A 17,566-nucleotide genomic window follows, 5' to 3' on the forward strand; every position below is an offset into this window, starting at 1 on the left:
GTCGTCAGTGGGGGTGTCCGCTGAAGCCCTTGGTCCGACCTTCTTCCGTTGTGCGAAGGGTGATCGACCAAGGGCTTCATCCGCCGGAAACGGGTCCGGCCGCGAGCTAGTCCTGGATCCAGTTGCCGTGGAAGCCCAGGGGCACCCGGCGAGGGAGGTGGACGGTGGCGACGGGGCCCGCGGAGACGTTGTCGGCCGCGAGGACGACGAGGGCCGCGGCGTCGGCCGACTTGTGGGTGGTGATGGACAGGAGCCAGCCGTCGTCTTCGCGGGTGGCTCCCGCGGCTGGGACGAACTCGGCTTCGCCGGGGAGCCAGGACGGGTCGAGGAGCCACTGGTCGCGCGTGTCGTTGGCGGTGTCGTACTTGATGATCGCGGGCTTGTTGTTCTCATCCACCAGCAGTGGGGCGGTGACCGCGTAGACCAGGTCGCTGGTGAGGCCGGTGCGGTTGTCGTTGATGGTCGGGAACTCGATGTCGAGGTCGTCGACCGCGCCCTCGCTCACCGTTCCCGTCGCGACGTCGAGCGTCCAGCGGTAGAGGTTGGCGCCCGAGCCGGTCATCGCCAGGGATCGCGAGGGTTCACCGCCGAGGCCGGTCCAGATCCGGTCGAACGTGGAGGGCGTGTAGCGGACGCCCTCGACCACGATCCGGCCCGGCGTGGTCTCCTTCGCGTTGGCCACGTGGAAGGCGTAGCCCGGTTCGACGTCGATCCACTTCACGTCCGCGTCGCGGCCGTCGCGAGGCATGATCCCGATCCGGGCGCCGTACTCGTCCGACCAGCGGAACGGCATGCCCGGCCGGGTGCGGAGGTCCGGGTCGAAGACGACAGGCAGGTCGAGCCAGACGACGTGGTTCCTGGTGATCGCGAAGTCGTGCATCATCGTCGGGCCCGGCACGGTGATCTCGGTGCTCCGCACGAGATCACCGGCTGCCGTGACGTGGTGGAACGTGAGGAACGGCGGTCGAAGACCAACGCCGAAGAGGTACAGGTCACCGGTGAGCGGGTCGACCTTCGGGTGCGCGGTCATCGCGGTGCGCAGTTTCCCGCCGAAGTCCACGGGGCCGACGGTGTCGAGGTCCGCGGTGACCTCCCACGGGAGGCCGTTCTCCACCAGGGAAAGGATCTTCCCGGCGTGGTGCAGGACGCTGGTGTTCGACGTGGTGCACGTCAGCGCGCTCAGCCGGTCGGTGTGGTCGGGCCGCACGCCGTCCATCAGCGGCGTGTGCACCCACCGGTTGCGGTACCACTTCGCCCGGCCGTCGACGAGGCGAACGCCGTGCAGCATGCCCTGCCCGAGGAAGTTGTGGCCGGGGTCCGTTCCCGGCAGCGGGTTGGGGCCGTTGCGGAGGTAGCGTCCGGCCAACTCGTCGGGCAGTCGCCCGGTCACCTCCAGGTCGAGGGCCTCCACCTCGTCCGGGACGGGGGCGAACTCATCGCTGAAGTAGGCGGGCGCGACATCGGCTGTCATTGTCGGAACTCCTTCTCGGATCAAGACGACCACTCGACCGTAGCACCCAACTAAACGCCCGTATAGAACCTGTTTTCGGGCGGTTGTTCCTGGAGCTTTGCAGTTGGATGAAAACGCCCGTATAGTTCGCGCGATGAGCGGTCGGGACAAGCCACAGCGTCGACGCAACAAGCCGGGTGAGGGTGGGCTGCTCCGGGAGGACGTCCTGGTCGCGGGGTTCGAGATCCTCCAGCAGGAAGGCGCCATCACGGCCGTGACGCTGCGCGCGGTCGCCGCGCGGGTAGGCATCACGGCCCCTTCGCTGTACGCGCATTTCCGCGATGTCACACACCTGCACAGCGAACTGCGCAACCGCGCTTTCGAGCAGTTGATCGAAGCCTGCGACGCGGCGGCGGCGGGTATTGCCGACCCGATCCTCGATCTGTTCGCGCGAGCCGAGAGAATAGTGACCTGGGGCGTCGAGTTCCCCGGTCGGCACCGGCTCATGTTCACCAGGATCGACAACGCGTCCGACGCCGCGGGCTACCGGTCGTTCGACGCGCTCGTCGCGACGATCAGGAGATGCGTTCGCGCCAGTGGGTCGGCCAGCACGGACCCGGCGGAAGACGGTGCCTACCTGCTCGCCGCGCTCAACGGCCTGGTGATGACCAGGACCACCATGACCGGGTTCCCATGGCCCGATTTGGGCCAGGCCGTCCGCGAGATCACGAGCCGGATCGTCCGAATTCCCGATGTTCCGCCACCTTCAGCGGACGGCTGACCCCCAGGAGGGGCACCACAACACCCTGGTTTCCCAGCGGTCAGGCCGAGGTGTCCACTTCGGACAGATCAGGTGCCCGGCGTTCGGGGCGCGGTCGCCGTGGTTTGGCGGCCGCGAGCGGATCCCAGTCGACGGGAACCGCGGGAACGGAGCCCGCCGGGACCAGGGGCCTGCCCGCGCGGAACTCCGAGAGCAGGTCGCGGCCGAGGACCGCCCCCGCGGCGGCGACCCCGGAAAGGAGCACACCCTCGGTCGACGGGCCGGAACGGCAACTGGCGCCTGCCAGGAAGAGCCCGTCGACGTGCGTCCTCGCGTCAGGTCGGAGGAATCCGCTCTGCCGCGTGTTCCACTCGATCCCGTAGGACGACCCCTCGCTGGACTGGGTGTAGCGCTCCTGGGTCATGGGCGTCGCGGCCTCGCGGTGTGTGATGGCGCCCTCGAGTTCGGGGAGCACGTCCGTCGCCCGCTCGATCATCACGTCGGTCAGGGCCTCCTTGACGAACCGGTAGGTCGGGTTCCTGGAGTACTCGTGGTCGCGCCGGTCGGCGGGAGCGGTGTCCCAGAGCCGGTAGTCCAGCCTGACCGGGAACATCACCTCGAGCGAACTCGACCCGGCGGGCGCGTAGCGGGTGTTCGTCGGGTCCTTCAGGTTCGAGCAGTGGACGTAGGCCGGGAGGACCGGTCGGACCCGGTCGATCCACGCCTCGGCGTTCTCGCCGTCCCGGTACCGCAGCAGTTCCTCGATGTCGGCGAAGCTTGCCCAGGTGGGCATCGAGAAGTGGTCGCGGTTCGGGTACAGGGCGGGGAGGTCGACCTCCGCTCCGAGGAAGGCGTTGAAGAACGGAGTCGCCATGCGGTAGTTCGCGACGCGGCGGGCGTGTTCCGGTTCCCTGGCCGCCGCGGGGATCAGGGACGCGTAGGTCTTCTTGATGTCGGCGGTGCACACGACGGAGTCCGCGGCGTAGGTCGCGCCACCTCGGAGGCGGACCCCGGTCGCGCGCCCGTTCTCGACCAGGATCTCCTCGGCGAACGCCCCGGTGACCACCTCGCCGCCGAACTGCTCGACGACCCGCGCCAGGTTCGCCGAGAACACCTGCCCACCGCCGTGCGGGAACCAGGACCCGCCGGAGATGAAGACGTTCCAGAAGGTGGCGAACCCGGCGAACGGGAGCCGGTCGGGAGGGCAGTTCATGCTGCCGCCGGGAGACAGCGAGAGCAGCACCCGCAACCGGTCGCTCAGACCGTGCAGGTCCATGACCTCGGTGGTGGACAACGTGGCGAGCCGCGCGTGGTGCCCGAGCCTGCCGGCGATGGCGGCCACGTCGGCCGCGGGAACCCGGTCCAGGGCGCTGCCGACCTCGCGCACGACCTTCAGGAAGCGTTCGAGGGCACGGCGTTCCCGCGGGAACAGCGCGGTGAGGCGGTGGGTGAACTCGTCCCAGTCCGCGGGTGCGTCGAAGACGAGGTCGGGGAACACGTAGCGCTCGTACCCCGTGCGGTCCATGGGTTCGAAGGTGATGTGCTCGCCGAGCCCGAGACCGCGGAGCACCGTGGGGATGTCACCGTTCGGTCCGCAGTCGGGGAGGTGGTGCACGCCGACCTGCCACTCCCACCGGCCCTTGCGGCGGAACACGTGCGTGCTCCCACCGAGCACGGAGTACTGCTCGAGCACCACGACCCGTCGACCGGCCGCCGCGAGCGCGGCGGCACCGGCCAATCCCGCGAGTCCTCCGCCGATGACGGCGGTGTCGTACTTCCTCACTGTTCGCCTTTCGTGTCGTGCGTCGACCACGTGGGCACGGCAGCGCTCATCGGCGTTGCATTCGGGGTATTGCCCAGGGGGCGAGCCGGTTTGTCATGAATTCGCCACGATCACGTTCTCGGGGTTCGCGTGTCCCCTGTCCGGCAGTCTATGGACGCTGGCACCTCACGCCGTTGAACCGCGATGCCATCAGGATGGAACATCCGCGCCATGCACCGCTTCGACCTGGCAACGACCGCAAGGTGAATGAACCGTGATGAACAGCACCGGAGAACAGGGGGACGGGGTTCGCGGGATGTTCTCCCTCGACTCCACCGTCCCCGAGACCGCGTCCCGCGGATTCGCCGCCTTCCGACGCGAGTGGGAGGCGCAGTTCGGCGGACGTTTCCGCATGCCCGCTTTCAGCCCGGCCACGACCGGCGACTTCCGGGTCAAGAGCCGCGGCACCAAGATGAGCGACGTCGCGATCATCGCTCTCCACGGCGTGTCGGCCGTCCAGGCGGCGGGCTACTCCCACTGCGTCGAGGACCTGGTGCGGATGCACGTGGTGCGGCGAGGGGCGTTGACGCTGGGCGAGATACACGATCGCGGTGAACGCACGGTGTCGGCCGGGCAATTCCTCCTGCGGCCCTTCAAACTCGCGCCGCGCTACGAGATCGCGCGGCACACCACGGTGAAGTTCCTCTTCCTGCCCTCCGCGATGCTCGCGCCACTGCTCAGGGACCGGATCATCACCGGGCCGACGGACTCCGCCGAGATGCGCCTGCTGCTGGCCCACACGAACATGGTCCAGGCGACGGTGTCCGACCTCGGCCCTGCCGGTGTGCGGATCGCCCGCGACACCGTGATCGAACTGGTCAAGGCGGTGGCCCTGCGCAGGTTCGACGACGTGGAACCCCTGCTGGCGCCCGCTCTCGCCCAGGCCGCGAAGGACCTCGCGGACACCTGCCTCACCGAGCCCGACCTGTCCATGACGATGCTGGCACGGGAGCTCGCCGTCTCCGTTCGCACCCTGCAACGGGCTTTCGCCGCGACCGGCGAATCGGTGACCGCCTACATCCGCCGTCGGCGACTGGAGGAGGCCCGGCTCGCCCTCACGGCCCCGTCCGGCTCGCTCGGCATCTCCGAACTTGCCGCACGCTGGCAGTTCGCCGACAGCAGCCACTTCATCCGGACGTTCAAGAAGCAGTACGGCCTGACCCCCACCGACTACGCCCGCTCGACCGGGCCGGGGGCCCACCGACGCGACGCGTGATCTTGAAGCTTGACAATCGCACTTCCCGCACCACAAACTCACACTGTCCAGATCGAGATCACCAACGAGCGGGTTCTGGACCAACGCTCGTCCTCGACAGGTTCACACCTCGCGTGGCATGGCTCCCACCGCCACGAACGAAACGTTCGGGCAGACCCGAAAGGGATTCGATGTTCAAGATTCTCCGCTGTGCGGCCATCGGGGTGCTCACCCTCAGCCTCACCGTGTCCCTGCCTGCCGAAGGGGCGTCCTGGCCGCCGGCGCCCAAGCCGACGGTGGTGTTCGTCCACGGCGCGTTCGCCGACTCGTCCGGCTGGACCGGCGTCATGCAGCACTTGCGCAAGAACGGTTATCCCGTCCGCGCGGCTACCAATCCCTTGCGGGGACTGGCAGGCGACTCGGCCTACGTCGCCGACTTCCTGCGCGGCATCACCGGCCCGATCATCCTGGTCGGCCACTCCTACGGCGGCATGGTGATCACCAATGCCGCGGTAGGCGTCACCACCGTCAAGGCCCTCGTCTACGTGGCCGCCCTCGCACCCGACGCCGGGGAAAGCCTGGGCGGACTGAGCGCTCGCCCGGTCGAGCACCCGGTCCCGGCACTCCCGCTCCAACCGGTCACGATCAACCAGCCGGATGGCAGCACCGCCACCGACCTCTACCTAGACCTGGCCGAATTCCGCGCGACCTTCGCAGCCGACGTCGACCCGACCACCGCGGCGAACATGGCCGCGACACAGCGACCGCTCAACGCCACCGCAACAACCGACCTCAGCGCGACCCCGGCCTGGAAGACCATCCCGTCCTGGTTCCTGGTCGCCACGGGCGATCAGACCATCGCCCCCGACTTGCAGCGTTTCATGGCCCAGCGCGCCGGCTCGCACACCATCGAGGTAAAAACCTCGCACGCTGCGATGGTCAGCCAGCCGTCCGCCGTTGCGCGGCTGATCGGACAAGCGGATCGAAGCACCCGCTGAACCTGACCCCGACGTCACCATGCCGGAGCTCGGAAGCCTCGACACCTGCCGCGTGCTGCGGGCCACCGGCGATGTGACGCCCGAACTGATGCTGACCGCGCGCGACGACGTCACCGGTCGGGTGGACGCGGGCACCGACGACTACCTCGCCAAGCCGTCCGCGCTACAGGAACTGCTTGCCAGGGTGCACGCTCTCGTCCGCCGCGGTGGGAAGCGGACGCGGCGCCCACGGATGACGACTTGCGTTTCGTCGGCCTGGTGTTGAACCCCGGCACCGCGAGGTCCGCCGGGAAGACCGGCAACTCACGCTGACGCGGACCGAGTCCTCCAGTTGGCGTGATGACGCCGCGCGCGCACGTACCTTCCTCGTCACGTTCCTCGTGGCGATGCTGGGGCGTGGAAGCACCACGCTGAACCCGCGGAGTCGAAGGCTGGGGCTGCTCGCGGTGCTGGCCTTCTGCATCGTCGTCATGTCGGCGGCCCACGGCGTCCTCTTCGAGGGCGGCTTCGAGCCGTGAGGTCGTGGACCACGAACGCGGCCGGGGTGGTGACCACCACCCCGGCCGCAACCCCGATGCTGGAGGTGGCCAAGCGGTAGGGAGAGCTGGACGAGCCTTTCACTCTGCCGTCCACGTCCTGCCCGTCCCGTTCCAGCAGTGTCCCGGCGTTCCGGACGCACATGTCGTAGTCGAGGTTCCCGAAGAGGAGGCAGACGGTGATCTGCTGGTAGCCCTTGCCTGTCTTGTACTCCATCCGCACCGTGGTCCCGTTGAGCGGCATTCGCGCTGCCCAACGGGTTTTGCGTTGGTGGCCACCGGCAGGATTCGAACTCGCAGTTCCGCCTCCTGGGGGGCGAAATGACCGCGCCGATCGAGTGGACCCGGACACTTGGGCGCCGGGAGTGTGCTTGGCTGCGGTCGCCGTCGCTTAGTCGGGGCGTTCCTCTTCGGCGTTGCGGAGCCAGGAGACCGAGGCGACGACCATGCAGACGGTGGTGATGAGCAGGGCCCAGAAGAAGACGATGAAGTCGCTGAGGGTGCCCACGGGTGGGGTGTTGGGCATGGAGTTGCGGATGCCGGGAACGGCGAACAGCAACGCCGCCAGCGACGCGAGAGTGGGGAAGCCGACCTTCTTCAGCGAGACGGCGCGGGCGACCATGCCGACGGTGACCACGACGAGCAGGAACAGCACGCACATCAGGCCGATGGCGAACACCATGACCGACACCGACCGGTGGGCCTGGATGTCGAGCAGGATGCCGCCGTCGCGGGAGTCGGGCCGCATGCTGGAGGTGACGTGCCAGTCGTGCAGCGAAGCCTGTAACACCAGCCCGGCGGGGACGGGGTTGCGCGCGTCGTCGTAGACGCTGATCTCCAGCGGGATGTCGTGGGTGTCGAACGGGTACAGCGACGTGTCGCCGCTGGCGGTGAGGCTCAGGTCGTGCAGCGGCATCCGCCGCCCGGCGTCGTAGGTCTCCACGGGTTCGGAGCCGATGTCGTCGATCTCGATCTGAACCGTCCGGGTCAACGAGCCGTCCGAGGCCCGCAGCGCGCCCTCGGGCCGGTAGGCGAGGCCACCTGGTAAGCACCGCGAATCGGATCCACGTCCAGCACGCTCGCCTCGATGACCAGCCGGTCCGGTCCGGCCGAGGTGCCCGGCGTGTAGGAGATCCGGGTCCCGTCGCCGGTGCTGCTGAAGGCCACCAGCATCACCGCGTAGGCGATGGTCATCACCACCAACGCCGTGATCACCAGCACCACCCGCGATCGGCGCCTTGGCGATTCGGGCTGCGGCACGACGGCGGGAGGCGCGGGACGACTGGTATCGGTGCTCATCCCTGATAGCACTACCGGCCCTCATCGGGCGGTCGCCACACAAGTCCCGCTTAAGCACCGGAAGTTCACGAGATCAGGCGACCCCCAGTCGTCCCGACGCACCCCGCCCGGCACAGAGCGGACGGCCGGGTCACTACCCAGGCTGATCGGTACACGGCACGCGCGGTCGTGAGCATCCCCGAAGACGCGTGATTAAAAGCGGGAGACGGTCGAGCATTTCCCGTCTCACACGCACCTTCTACTTTGGACTCATGCAGAAATTCACTCTCGGTGATGTCGAGATCTCCCGAGTGGTCGAGTGGCACGGGAACTTCGCTCCAGCAGGGGTCCTGTTCCCGTCCATGCCCGACGAACTCTGGCGTGAGCACGAGTCCTGGCTGGACCCGGAGTTCTGGAACGCCACGACCGGCGACTACTACGCGTACATGCAGACGTGGGTGCTGCGGAGTGCCGGACGGGTCGTGCTGGTCGATACGGGCCTGGGTAACGACAAACCCCGTGACCACGAACTCCTGGCCCGACGTGATGGCGACTTCCTCGCCCGGTTGGCGGACGCGGGGGTGGAGCCGGAGGACGTCGACATCGTCGTCAACACCCACCTCCACGCCGATCACGTGGGGTGGAACACCCGACTCGTCGACGGCGAGTGGGTCCCGACGTTCCCGAACGCCCGGTACCTGATGAGCAGGGCCGACTTCGACTACTGGAATCCCGCCAACGGCCACGTCCAACGGTCGACGTTCGGCTCGGTCGACGACAGTCGGGCCACGTTCGCCGACAGCGTCCTGCCGATCCACCAGGCGGGCCAGGCGGTGCTGTGGGAAGGCGACGGCCACCGGATCGACGAGGACCTGTCACTCGAACTGGCTCCCGGCCACACACCGGGCTCCGCCGTGCTGCGACTCGAGTCCGGCACCGACCGGGCGATGTTCGTCGGGGACGTCGTCCACACGCCGCTCCAGATGATCGAGCCGAATCACGACACCTGTCTGAGCGAGGACCAGGTCGAAGCCGCGCGGTCACGCGATCGGGTCCTCGAACAGGCGGCAGCGACCAACAGCCTGGTGGTGCCCGCTCACTTGGGCGGCGCGGCCGCCGCTGAAGTCGCCTACGCGAACGGCGCGTACTCGATCAAGCGGTGGGGCCCTCTGACGCCCTTCCGCTGACCGCTTCAAGATGAACCACATCGTCGGAGAGGAGCTCGGTATGGACGTGCTGAGCGATGTGATCGGCGCGATGCGCGCGGGTCGGCCCTACTCGTCGCTCACATCGGCGGAAGCGGCGTGGAGGATGGACTTCCCGTCTTTCGGAGGCGCCCGGTTCCACGTGGTCACGGCAGGCCGGTGCCGCATCACCCGTGGGCGGGGGGCCGCTGTCACCCTGCGTCCCGGCGACGCCGTCCTGTTCCCGCACGGTGCGGAACACGCGCTGGAGAACGCCGGTGACGGCACGACCCAACTGGTGTGCGGCGCCTACCAACTCGACCAGGCACGTCCCCACCCGCTCATCCAGGACCTCCCCGACCTGGTGCACGTGCCCGCCCGATCGGATCGCCACCCCAACCTCCAGACGTCGATCAGCCTCCTGCGGGACGAACTGGACCACCAGGCACCTGGCAACGACGTGGTGGTGCCCGCGCTGCTCGACGTCGTCCTCGTGCACCTGTTCCGCGCCTGGATCACCGAACGCGCCGAGAGCCAGGACACCGGGTGGTGCGTCGCCCTCGGGGACCGGGCGATCTCCCGATCGCTGCGCGCCATGCACCAGCAACCCGCGGGCAGGTGGACGGTCGAGTCCCTGGGCGCGCAGGCGGGCCTGTCCCGCGCCGCGTTCGCCCGCAGGTTCGCGTCACTGGTCGGACTGCCACCGCTCACCTACCTGACGTGGTGGCGGCTCACCACCGCGGCACGCCTGCTCCGGACGACCGACACACCCCTGTCGATCGTCGCCCAGCGCAGCGGGTACGGCTCCGCCTACGCCTTCGCCAACGCCTTCAAGCGCGAGTACGGGCTCCCCGCGGGCGAGTACCGACGGCAGCGCCGCACCGACCACCGGCACATCGCCGAGTGGGAGCCCCCGTCGTCCGGTTTCCCGCTCACCCTGGCCCCGGAAGCACGGTAGCCGCGGACCTGCCGTCCGGAGTGGACGGAGAACCGCGGACCGCGCGACCGTTGGGATAGAGTGCCTTCCGCGGTGTCCAAGGCCGCGAGGGCTGGATGGGTATCGGCGACACGCGACAGCCGGGTGACGGAAGGCCGTTATGGGCAACAAAGAGCGAATCGTGACCGAGGCGCTCCGCCTGTTCAACGAGAACGGGTTCGACCTCGTCACCACGAATCAGATATCCAAAGAGCTGAAGATCAGCCCCGGCAACCTGTACTACCACTTCCGCAACAAAGAGGAGATCGCCTCGGAGCTGTACTCCCACATGACGGACGAAGTGCGCAGGAATGGCTCCTGGAACTCGCCCGTGACGGCCACCGGGGTGGCGATGGCGTACCTGGGTTCTTTTGACACGATCCAGCGGTTCCGATTCGTCTTCGCCGATTCGACGACGCTGATGCACGCCAGCCCTTCCCTCGCTTCCCGACACAGGCAATCCCTGTCCTGGGCTACCGACCGCTTGGTCGCGCTGTTCGAGGAATTGCGGGCGCTGGGACATCTCCGGAGCCCCGATCTTCCAGGGGACACCGTCGCCCGGTGCGCGTCGACCACCGCGGTGGTGTTCGTGGGGTGGTGGCAGTACCTCGGAGCGATCCACGGGGGCCGCGCGGCTACCCACGCCCAGTTGGGAGAAGCGGCGCGGCAGGCGTTCTCGATCGTCGAGCCGCACCTGACCGAGGACTTCGCCGCCGAGGTCACCTCCGAGATCGACCGGATAGCCGCTGATCGGACGATGTCCACGCGCTAGACGTCGAGCACGATGACGTCACCGTCGACCGCGCGCACCACGCAGGGGAAGCAGACGTCGGCGGCGCGGGTCATCCCGACGAGGCTGTCACCGTGGTCGGTCCGACCGGCGAGCAACGGCGTTTCGCACGTCCCGCAGATGCCTGCTCGACACGACCACGGGATGTCGACTCCTCGCTCTTCGAGAACGTCCAGGACGCTCACGCCTGCCGGAACCTGCGCCCTTCCACCGGATCGACCGAGCTCGACCTCGAAACTCCCCTCCAGGTCAGCAGTGGCCGCAAAGCGCTCGGAAAGGACTCGTGGGCTGCCGGTGCCTGAGAAAACACCGGAAACCGACTCGATCAGCCCGGCCGGACCGCAGCAGTAGACGACGGTCGACGGCCCCTCGATCCACTCCCCCACCAAGGCGGCGACGTCCGGTCGTCCGCGCGACGCCGTCTCCCACACGGTCACCCTTTCCCGGACGCCCCGGAGGTGATCGAGGAAAGCCATCTCCTGCCGGGACGAGCCGATGTACAGCAGGTGCCAGGAAGCCCCTCGTTCGGCGAGTTCGAGCGCCATGGCGAGTATCGGGGTTATTCCCACGCCGCCCGCGATCAGGACGTGGTTGTCGCTGTTCGGATCGATCCCGAACGTGGTCGACGGTGAACTGGCCTCGAGCGAGGTGCCCACCGTGGCGTTGTCGTGCAGCCACCGCGCGGCTCCGTCGCCGCGATTCCTCACGCCCAGCCGCCAGCGATCATCGGCCGGGCGACCGCACAGCGACAAGGAGCAGGAACCCGCAGGGGTGTGAATGGTGACGTGACCACCGGGGGTCCAGCCCGGCAGCGCGCGATCCGAATCCGCACCCACGTCGAGAGCCAGCACGTGACGTGCCGCGGTCCAGGCCGCGGTCACAACGACGGGAAATCTCGACTCAAGCACAGAAACCTCCATGGTGACGAGGGTTGGTTGACCGCCCGCTCTCCTAGAGCTTAGACTCTAACATCTGGTGCGGCAAGCAGGCTCCCACCACTCTCATCTCGCACCAGGTGTGTTTTCTGAGCGTGGAAATCGAATACCATGGCAGGGGTGCACAAGTGACGGCAATTCAGGAAAACCGAGCCCACGACACGACTCCGCAGCGCCGACTCAAAGGACGAGCGATCCCAGCGGAAGGCGAAGGAGGTGTTTTCAGTGAAACCTGGTTTCCGGTCTGCTTGAGTTCCGACGTCCCGGCACGAGGAGTGCACGGATGCGATTTCCTCGATGGACGGGTGATCGTTTCCCGCGATCGACACGGAGAAGTTCGCGTGTTCAGCGCGTACTGCCTGCACCTCGGGGCGGACTTGTCGATCGGGCAGGTCACCGAGTCCGGCAACATCCGGTGCCCGTTCCACGGTTGGGAGTACGACGGCGGCAGCGGGCGGTGCGCACACCTCCCGTCAGGGGATCCGGTCCCGCCCCGAGCGTCGCTGTACCGGTTCCCGACCGTGGAGCGGTACGGCGTCGTCTTCGCGTTCAACGGCGTGGAACCGCGCTTCTCGATTCCGGACTTCGATCGACCGGAGGATTCACTGGTCCTCCGGTCGGGGACCTTCCCGGACCGATTCCAGGTCGACCCCTGGGTCATCTGCGCCAACACCCCCGATCTGCTGCACGTCACCGAGCTGCACCACTTCGACATGCGCAACGATCCGTACGAGGAGGCCACCTGGCAGGACTACTCGGCGACCTTCCCCATCCACGCGGTGGCCCCGGCGGGTGTGGTCTTCGACATCCGTCCGGAAATCCACGGGACGAACCTGTTCCACCAGAACGGAACGGTCGACGGCCGCTGGTTCGGGTGGTCCACCTGGATGGGGATCCCCACCCCCGGCCAGACCACCGTGTTCTACACGATCTGCGCTCAACCCGAACCCGGTGAGACGTCCGAGCAAACCGGCGAATTCCTCGACTACGTGCTGGACCTGGAGATGTCGATCGCCTCCGAGGACGTGCCGATCTTCGCCGGCATGCGCTACACCCCCGGAAACCTGACCCGTGGCGATCGGGTGCTCGCCCGCTTCTTCGAGTACCTGCGAACCTTTCCGCGGTCGCACCCGTCAGCCGAGTTCCTGAACTGACCTGATCCATCGGACGGGGTCGGCCAGGACGAACGCCGTCGCTCGGACTCGAGCGGCGGCGTTCGGAACGTCGATCGGCATGACCCCACCACGGATGCCGACCGCTAGACGACCGGTCTAATGGAGTGCTAGCGTGACCGTCGTGCCGACCACCTCGGGGAACACCGACACCCGCCAGGGCATCATCGACGCCGCCCAGCGGATCATGGCCCACAAGGGGTACGCCGCGGTCGGCATCAACGAGGTGCTCGCCGAGGCAAAGGTGCCGAAAGGGTCCTTCTACCACTACTTCAGCTCGAAGGACGCCTTCGGCGAGGCCGTGATGAAGAGCTACTTCCACGAGTACCTCGCCGACATGGACCGCCTGCTGAAACCGGGCGGCCGGTCGGCGGCCGAGCGGCTGATGGCCTACTGGCGGCAGTGGCACGACACGCAGAGCCTCGACGACTGCAACGGCAGGTGCCTGGCAGTGAAGCTGGGAGCCGAGGTGGCGGACCTGTCGGAGTCCATGCGGCTCGTGCTCAAGGAGGGCACGACCGCGATCGTCGATCGTGTCGAGCAGGTGATCGACCAGGGGCTGCGGGACGGGTCGCTGACGATCGCCTGGGAGGCGCGCGCGACGGCGCAGGTCCTCTACGACATGTGGCTCGGCGCCAGCGTGCTGGCCAAGATCCACCGCAGCAGCGCGCCGATGGACACGACGATGACGGCCACCCGCCGGCTCCTGGGCCAGTAGCGCGGCACGAACGCGCGTCCGATCCCGAACGCTTACCCGGTTGGAGACGACCGGTCTAATAGAGGAGGAACAATGAAGGTTCTCGTCGTTCTCACATCCCACGACCAGCTCGGTGACACCGGGCGCAAGACGGGTTTCTGGCTCGAGGAACTGGCGGCCCCCTACTACCGCTTCAAGAACGCGGGCTGGGAGGTCGTGCTCGCCTCCCCCGAGGGCGGTCAGCCCCCGCTCGACCCGGTGAGCAACGAACCGGCCTCCCAGACCGACGACACGCGCCGCTTCGAAGCCGACGCGGAAGCGACCGCGGCCCTGGCGTCCACGGCACGCCTCGACTCCGTCAAGGCCGACGACTTCGACGCGGTCTTCTACCCCGGTGGGCACGGACCGCTGTGGGACCTCGCCGAGGACGCGGACTCCGTCCGGCTGATCGAGAGCACGCTGCGCTCGGGCAAGCCGGTCACGCTCGTGTGCCACGCGCCCGGCGTTCTGCGCCACGCCACCGACGAGGACGGCACGCCCTTGGTCCGGGGCAAGGACGTCACCGGCTTCACCAACACCGAGGAGGACGGGGTGGGTCTCACCGACGTCGTCCCCTTCCTGGTCGAGGACGAGCTCACGAGGCTGGGTGGCCGCTACTCCAAGACCGACGACTGGCAGCCCTACGTCGTCCGGGACGGGCTGCTGATCACCGGTCAGAACCCGGCCTCGTCCGCCCCCGCCGCCGACGCCCTCATCGCGCTGCTCGACGAGCGCACCGGCTGAGGCCTCGCCACTACGGTGGACCCATGCCGACGCCACCCCTCCGCCTGCGCGCGCTCGAACGGGACGACCTGCCCTTCGTCCACCAGCTCTTCAACGACGACCAGATCATGTCGTACTGGTTCGACGAGCCGTTCGAGGCGCTGGTGGAGCTGCGCGACATCTACGACCGCCACATCCACGACGAGCGCGAGCGTCGTTTCATCATCGACGTCGACGGCGAAGCCGCCGGACTGGTCGAGCTGGTCGGCATCGTCGACGTGCACCGCAACGCCGAGTTCCAGATCATCATCGCGCCGTCGCACCAGGGCCGGGGCCTGGCCGCCGCGGCCACCCGGAAGGCGCTCGACTACGCCTTCGCCGTGCTGAACCTGCACAAGGTCTACCTGATCGTGGACGTGGCGAACGAGAAGGCGATCCACGTGTACCGGAAGGTGGGGTTCCAGGACGAGGGGACCCTCCGGGAGGAGTTCTTCGCGGCGGGGCGGTACCGCGACGCCCTGCGCATGGGAGTGCTCCAGCGCGACCACCTGCGGAGGATGGAGAGCGAGAACACCGCCTGATCGGTTCGGAGTCGCACCGATCAGGCGGCGGAACCCACCCGATCGTGAGGACGTTGGGACCTAGGGTCGTGAGCAGCGCACGACCATCCCGCCAAGGAGTCCGATGACGTTCCTCCCCGGAGTCGCCCGAGCCCGGTCGACCCGGCGCGGTCGCCTGGCGGCAGCCGTGACCGTCGCGGCGCTCGTGCTCACCGGGCAACCGGCCCACGGTGCCGTGCCGGACACGGCGGACGAGTGCGACCTGTCGGCACGCGCGTACACCGGTGTGCGGGCGGCCGATCCGAGTGTGATCCGCGTCGGTGACACCTACGTCTCGACGCAGGCGGGGGACGGCGGCATCCAGGTCCGGCAATCGTCCAGTGTGGATGGTCTGGCCGCGGCCCCCGCGCGCCGGGTCTGGCTGGACGCGCACGGCCGCGGCTCGGTGTGGGCGCCGGAGATCGTCCGCGACGGCGGCCGGTACCACATCTACTTCTCGGCGGGCAACGACTCCGCGCACCGCATGTACGTGATCAGCTCGGACCTGCCGGACTCCGGCTACACGCCCGAGAGCGAGCTCGCCCTGCCGGGTGGGCGCTGGGCCATCGACGGTGTTCCGGTGACGTTCGAAGGACAGCGCTACTTCGTCTGGTCGGGCTGGGGGTGCACCGCCGTCGAGCAGAACATCTACATCACCCGCATGTCCGACCCGCTCACACCGATCGGCGCCAGGTACGTCGTCTCACGCCCGCGCGAGCCGTGGGAGCGGGTCGTCGGCTACCCGTTCATCAACGAGGCGCCCGAGGTCGTCAAGGACCCCGGCGGGCGCTTGCACGTCGTCTACTCGGCCAACGGGAGTTGGAGCGAGCAGTACTGCCTGGCGGACCTGCGGCTGCGCGCCGAAGGCGACCCCACCCACCCCTGGGACTGGTACAAGTCCACCGGCTGCGTGTTCGGTTCCGACCCGACCACCATGATGGCCGGGCGGGATCCGACCGCGGCCGTCAACGGTCCCGGCCACCACACCTTCGTGCTGCCCGACGGCGACATCGCCGCCAGCCCACCGGCGGGCTCCACGTCCGCGATGATGTTCCACGCGGTGCCCGAGGACTTGCCCTACACCTGGGACAACCGCCACTGGTACACCGGCACGTACGCTTGGCGCGACCACACGACCTACCGGCGGGCCAACGGCCTCGGTCCGACCGCGGACACCGGGTGGAGCCTGGCGTTCTCCGAGTAGCGGATCGACGCCCCGGATTTCCGGGCTACCCGCCCATCCTCGCCTCGATCAGGTCCGCCGCCCGCGCCGTGCCGCCCGATTCCCGCACCCGGTCGCGCATCCAGCGGACCTTGGCCGCCGTCCGTTCGTCCGCGGCCAGGTCCAGTACCGCGTGGCGCAGGGCGTCCGGGGTGATGGTCGACAGCTCGACGACGCGGCCGAGGCCGAGTTCGACGACCTGCCTGGCGTCCATGTCCTGTTCGGCGACCTCCGGGGCGAGCAGGAGCGGGGTGCCCTGCTGGACGGCGGACATGACGCCGCCGAGACCGCCGTTGGAGAGGAACACGGTGGCGTGTTCGAGCACGGCGACCTGGGGGATCCAGGGGTGGACCTCGAAGTTGGGGGGCAGCTCGCCGAGGTCGGCGTCCGCCCAGCCGCCGAGGGTGACGACGACGTGCCAGTCGAGGTCGGCGAAGGCGGTGGCGAAGAGGCGGAAGAAGTCGGGACGGGCGTTGTGGACGGTGCCCAGCGAGATGAAGAGGACGGGGCGGTCGGGGGTCGGGGGGTTCCAGTCGCCCTGGAAGATCGTGCCGTCGTTGCACGGGCCGACGAAGGCGTAGTGGTCGCTGAAGGACTCGCCCTGGGGCTGGAAATCACGGGGGACGAAGACGAGGGCGAGGTCGTCCGGTTGGTGGAGCAGGGTTTCGTCGATGCCGTGCTGGACGAACAGGTCTTGCAGACCGGATTCGACGGCGGCCGCCTCGGCGCCTCGCGGACCGGCGAGGAGTTCGGCGCGGCGGGGCGCGGTCCAGTCGACGGTGTCGTTGAACGCGAGGTTCGGGTGGGTCAGGATGATCGGGACCGTCCACTTGCGACCGAGCACCGCGGCCGCGCCGTACATCATGGGGTCGAAGACGATCAGGTCCGGGGCGTGCTCGACGAGGGCTTCGACGCCGTCGACGCAGCGCAGGCCCTCCTCGTAGAAGCGCATGCAGGCCAGCACGATCTCGGCGGTGTCGGCGTGGTCGCTCACAGCCGCCGGGATGGCGGCGAGCGACGGGCCGTAGACGAGGGGGTCGACGCCGGAGAGCTGGGCGTACTCGACGAACGGCTCGGTGGTGGCGTAGCTGACCCGGTGGCCGCGCTTGGCGAGCGCCTCGGCGATGGTGAGCGTCGGGAACACGTGGCCGAAGGCCGGAGCGCTGAGGAACAGGACGTGCTTGGGCATG

Annotated in this window: 19 protein-coding genes; 12 read left to right on the forward strand and 7 right to left on the reverse strand. The window is 68.4% G+C overall.

Going from position 1 to position 17,566, the window contains the following annotated elements; translation table 11 throughout:
• Window positions 1-106: 106 nt before the first annotated feature.
• On the reverse strand, window positions 107-1,471 hold the full coding sequence (locus NZH93_RS17760; protein ID WP_259624212.1) for a carotenoid oxygenase family protein: 1,365 nt from the start codon (window positions 1,469-1,471) through the stop codon (window positions 107-109).
• 133 nt (window positions 1,472-1,604) lie between these two features.
• On the opposite strand from NZH93_RS17760, the gene NZH93_RS17765 reads away from it, so the two are divergent.
• A complete protein-coding gene (locus NZH93_RS17765; RefSeq protein WP_259624213.1) occupies window positions 1,605-2,231 on the forward strand; it encodes a TetR/AcrR family transcriptional regulator in 627 nt (208 codons plus the stop codon).
• Window positions 2,232-2,271: 40 nt separating this feature from the next.
• Here the strand turns inward: NZH93_RS17765 and NZH93_RS17770 are convergent, their stop codons facing one another.
• Window positions 2,272-3,993, reverse strand: coding sequence for a phytoene desaturase family protein (locus NZH93_RS17770; RefSeq protein WP_259624214.1), 1,722 nt, complete (start codon window positions 3,991-3,993; stop codon window positions 2,272-2,274).
• A 256-nt stretch (window positions 3,994-4,249) separates the two neighbouring features.
• Between NZH93_RS17770 and NZH93_RS17775 the strand changes: the two genes are divergently transcribed.
• The 3 genes from NZH93_RS17775 (at window position 4,250) to NZH93_RS49835 (ending at window position 6,490) form a co-directional block, all read left to right on the forward strand.
• A complete protein-coding gene (locus NZH93_RS17775) occupies window positions 4,250-5,248 on the forward strand; it encodes a helix-turn-helix domain-containing protein (RefSeq protein WP_259624215.1) in 999 nt (332 codons plus the stop codon).
• A gap of 170 nt (window positions 5,249-5,418) precedes the next feature.
• Window positions 5,419-6,225 carry an alpha/beta fold hydrolase gene (locus tag NZH93_RS17780; protein WP_259624216.1) on the forward strand — a complete coding sequence of 269 codons (807 nt, stop codon included), beginning with the start codon at window positions 5,419-5,421 and terminating at the stop codon, window positions 6,223-6,225.
• A gap of 19 nt (window positions 6,226-6,244) precedes the next feature.
• Window positions 6,245-6,490, forward strand: coding sequence for a response regulator (locus NZH93_RS49835; RefSeq protein WP_276023567.1), 246 nt, complete (start codon window positions 6,245-6,247; stop codon window positions 6,488-6,490).
• Window positions 6,491-6,693: 203 nt separating this feature from the next.
• Here the strand turns inward: NZH93_RS49835 and NZH93_RS17790 are convergent, their stop codons facing one another.
• The 3 genes from NZH93_RS17790 to NZH93_RS17800 all read right to left on the reverse strand — a co-directional run bounded on the left by NZH93_RS17790 (window position 6,694) and on the right by NZH93_RS17800 (window position 7,976).
• Complete coding sequence (locus tag NZH93_RS17790; protein WP_259624217.1) at window positions 6,694-6,978, reverse strand: hypothetical protein; 285 nt, start codon at window positions 6,976-6,978, stop codon at window positions 6,694-6,696.
• Window positions 6,979-7,152: 174 nt separating this feature from the next.
• Entirely contained in the window at window positions 7,153-7,752 is a 600-nt protein-coding gene (locus NZH93_RS17795) for a DUF8686 domain-containing protein (protein WP_259624218.1), read from the reverse strand.
• Window positions 7,749-7,976 carry a hypothetical protein gene (locus NZH93_RS17800; protein ID WP_259624219.1) on the reverse strand — a complete coding sequence of 76 codons (228 nt, stop codon included), beginning with the start codon at window positions 7,974-7,976 and terminating at the stop codon, window positions 7,749-7,751. Before NZH93_RS17800 ends, NZH93_RS17795 begins: the two co-directional genes overlap by 4 nt.
• Window positions 7,977-8,311: 335 nt before the next feature.
• Between NZH93_RS17800 and NZH93_RS17805 the strand changes: the two genes are divergently transcribed.
• From NZH93_RS17805 to NZH93_RS17815, 3 genes are all read left to right on the forward strand, one after another.
• The gene (locus NZH93_RS17805) at window positions 8,312-9,226 is read left to right on the forward strand and encodes an MBL fold metallo-hydrolase (protein WP_259624220.1); all 915 of its coding nucleotides are present in this window, start codon (window positions 8,312-8,314) and stop codon (window positions 9,224-9,226) included.
• 40 nt (window positions 9,227-9,266) lie between these two features.
• A complete protein-coding gene (locus tag NZH93_RS17810) occupies window positions 9,267-10,181 on the forward strand; it encodes an AraC family transcriptional regulator (RefSeq protein ID WP_259624221.1) in 915 nt (304 codons plus the stop codon).
• Window positions 10,182-10,341: 160 nt separating this feature from the next.
• Window positions 10,342-10,971: a TetR/AcrR family transcriptional regulator gene (locus NZH93_RS17815; protein WP_259624222.1), complete on the forward strand. Its 630-nt coding sequence runs from the start codon at window positions 10,342-10,344 to the stop codon at window positions 10,969-10,971.
• On the opposite strand, the gene NZH93_RS17820 is transcribed toward NZH93_RS17815, so the two are convergent.
• Entirely contained in the window at window positions 10,968-11,909 is a 942-nt protein-coding gene (locus tag NZH93_RS17820; protein ID WP_259624223.1) for a PDR/VanB family oxidoreductase, read from the reverse strand. The genes NZH93_RS17815 and NZH93_RS17820 overlap by 4 nt on opposite strands.
• A 110-nt stretch (window positions 11,910-12,019) precedes the next feature.
• On the opposite strand from NZH93_RS17820, the gene NZH93_RS17825 reads away from it, so the two are divergent.
• The 5 genes from NZH93_RS17825 to NZH93_RS17845 all read left to right on the forward strand — a co-directional run bounded on the left by NZH93_RS17825 (window position 12,020) and on the right by NZH93_RS17845 (window position 16,358).
• A complete protein-coding gene (locus NZH93_RS17825; protein ID WP_259624224.1) occupies window positions 12,020-13,078 on the forward strand; it encodes an aromatic ring-hydroxylating oxygenase subunit alpha in 1,059 nt (352 codons plus the stop codon).
• Between the two features lie 133 nt (window positions 13,079-13,211).
• A complete protein-coding gene (locus NZH93_RS50700; protein ID WP_259624225.1) occupies window positions 13,212-13,814 on the forward strand; it encodes a TetR/AcrR family transcriptional regulator in 603 nt (200 codons plus the stop codon).
• 72 nt (window positions 13,815-13,886) lie between these two features.
• Window positions 13,887-14,576 carry a type 1 glutamine amidotransferase domain-containing protein gene (locus NZH93_RS17835; RefSeq protein WP_259624226.1) on the forward strand — a complete coding sequence of 230 codons (690 nt, stop codon included), beginning with the start codon at window positions 13,887-13,889 and terminating at the stop codon, window positions 14,574-14,576.
• Window positions 14,577-14,599: 23 nt separating this feature from the next.
• Window positions 14,600-15,136: a spermidine N1-acetyltransferase gene (speG, locus tag NZH93_RS17840; protein ID WP_259624227.1), complete on the forward strand. Its 537-nt coding sequence runs from the start codon at window positions 14,600-14,602 to the stop codon at window positions 15,134-15,136.
• Between the two features lie 103 nt (window positions 15,137-15,239).
• Window positions 15,240-16,358, forward strand: a complete 1,119-nt coding sequence (locus tag NZH93_RS17845; protein ID WP_259624228.1) for a glycoside hydrolase family 43 protein — start codon at window positions 15,240-15,242, stop codon at window positions 16,356-16,358.
• A gap of 25 nt (window positions 16,359-16,383) precedes the next feature.
• On the opposite strand, the gene NZH93_RS17850 is transcribed toward NZH93_RS17845, so the two are convergent.
• Window positions 16,384-17,565 carry a macrolide family glycosyltransferase gene (locus NZH93_RS17850; RefSeq protein WP_259624229.1) on the reverse strand — a complete coding sequence of 394 codons (1,182 nt, stop codon included), beginning with the start codon at window positions 17,563-17,565 and terminating at the stop codon, window positions 16,384-16,386.
• Window position 17,566: the final 1 nt, after the last annotated feature.

The organism is Umezawaea endophytica, from assembly GCF_025061645.1.
In the GTDB taxonomy this organism is placed as follows: Bacteria; Actinomycetota; Actinomycetes; order Mycobacteriales; family Pseudonocardiaceae; genus Umezawaea; species Umezawaea endophytica.

Coding starts and splice junctions, on each gene's coding strand:
- NZH93_RS17780 (WP_259624216.1), top strand. CDS start 5,419: ATGTTCAAGATTCTCCGCTGTGCGGCCATCGGGGTGCTCACCCTCAGC.
- NZH93_RS17790 (WP_259624217.1), bottom strand. CDS start 6,978: ATGGAGTACAAGACAGGCAAGGGCTACCAGCAGATCACCGTCTGCCTC.
- NZH93_RS17850 (WP_259624229.1), bottom strand. CDS start 17,565: ATGCCCAAGCACGTCCTGTTCCTCAGCGCTCCGGCCTTCGGCCACGTG.
- NZH93_RS17810 (WP_259624221.1), top strand. CDS start 9,267: ATGGACGTGCTGAGCGATGTGATCGGCGCGATGCGCGCGGGTCGGCCC.
- NZH93_RS17820 (WP_259624223.1), bottom strand. CDS start 11,909: ATGGAGGTTTCTGTGCTTGAGTCGAGATTTCCCGTCGTTGTGACCGCG.
- NZH93_RS49835 (WP_276023567.1), top strand. CDS start 6,245: ATGCCGGAGCTCGGAAGCCTCGACACCTGCCGCGTGCTGCGGGCCACC.
- NZH93_RS17760 (WP_259624212.1), bottom strand. CDS start 1,471: ATGACAGCCGATGTCGCGCCCGCCTACTTCAGCGATGAGTTCGCCCCC.
- NZH93_RS17765 (WP_259624213.1), top strand. CDS start 1,605: ATGAGCGGTCGGGACAAGCCACAGCGTCGACGCAACAAGCCGGGTGAG.
- NZH93_RS17845 (WP_259624228.1), top strand. CDS start 15,240: ATGACGTTCCTCCCCGGAGTCGCCCGAGCCCGGTCGACCCGGCGCGGT.
- speG (WP_259624227.1), top strand. CDS start 14,600: ATGCCGACGCCACCCCTCCGCCTGCGCGCGCTCGAACGGGACGACCTG.
- NZH93_RS17775 (WP_259624215.1), top strand. CDS start 4,250: ATGAACAGCACCGGAGAACAGGGGGACGGGGTTCGCGGGATGTTCTCC.
- NZH93_RS17805 (WP_259624220.1), top strand. CDS start 8,312: ATGCAGAAATTCACTCTCGGTGATGTCGAGATCTCCCGAGTGGTCGAG.
- NZH93_RS17835 (WP_259624226.1), top strand. CDS start 13,887: ATGAAGGTTCTCGTCGTTCTCACATCCCACGACCAGCTCGGTGACACC.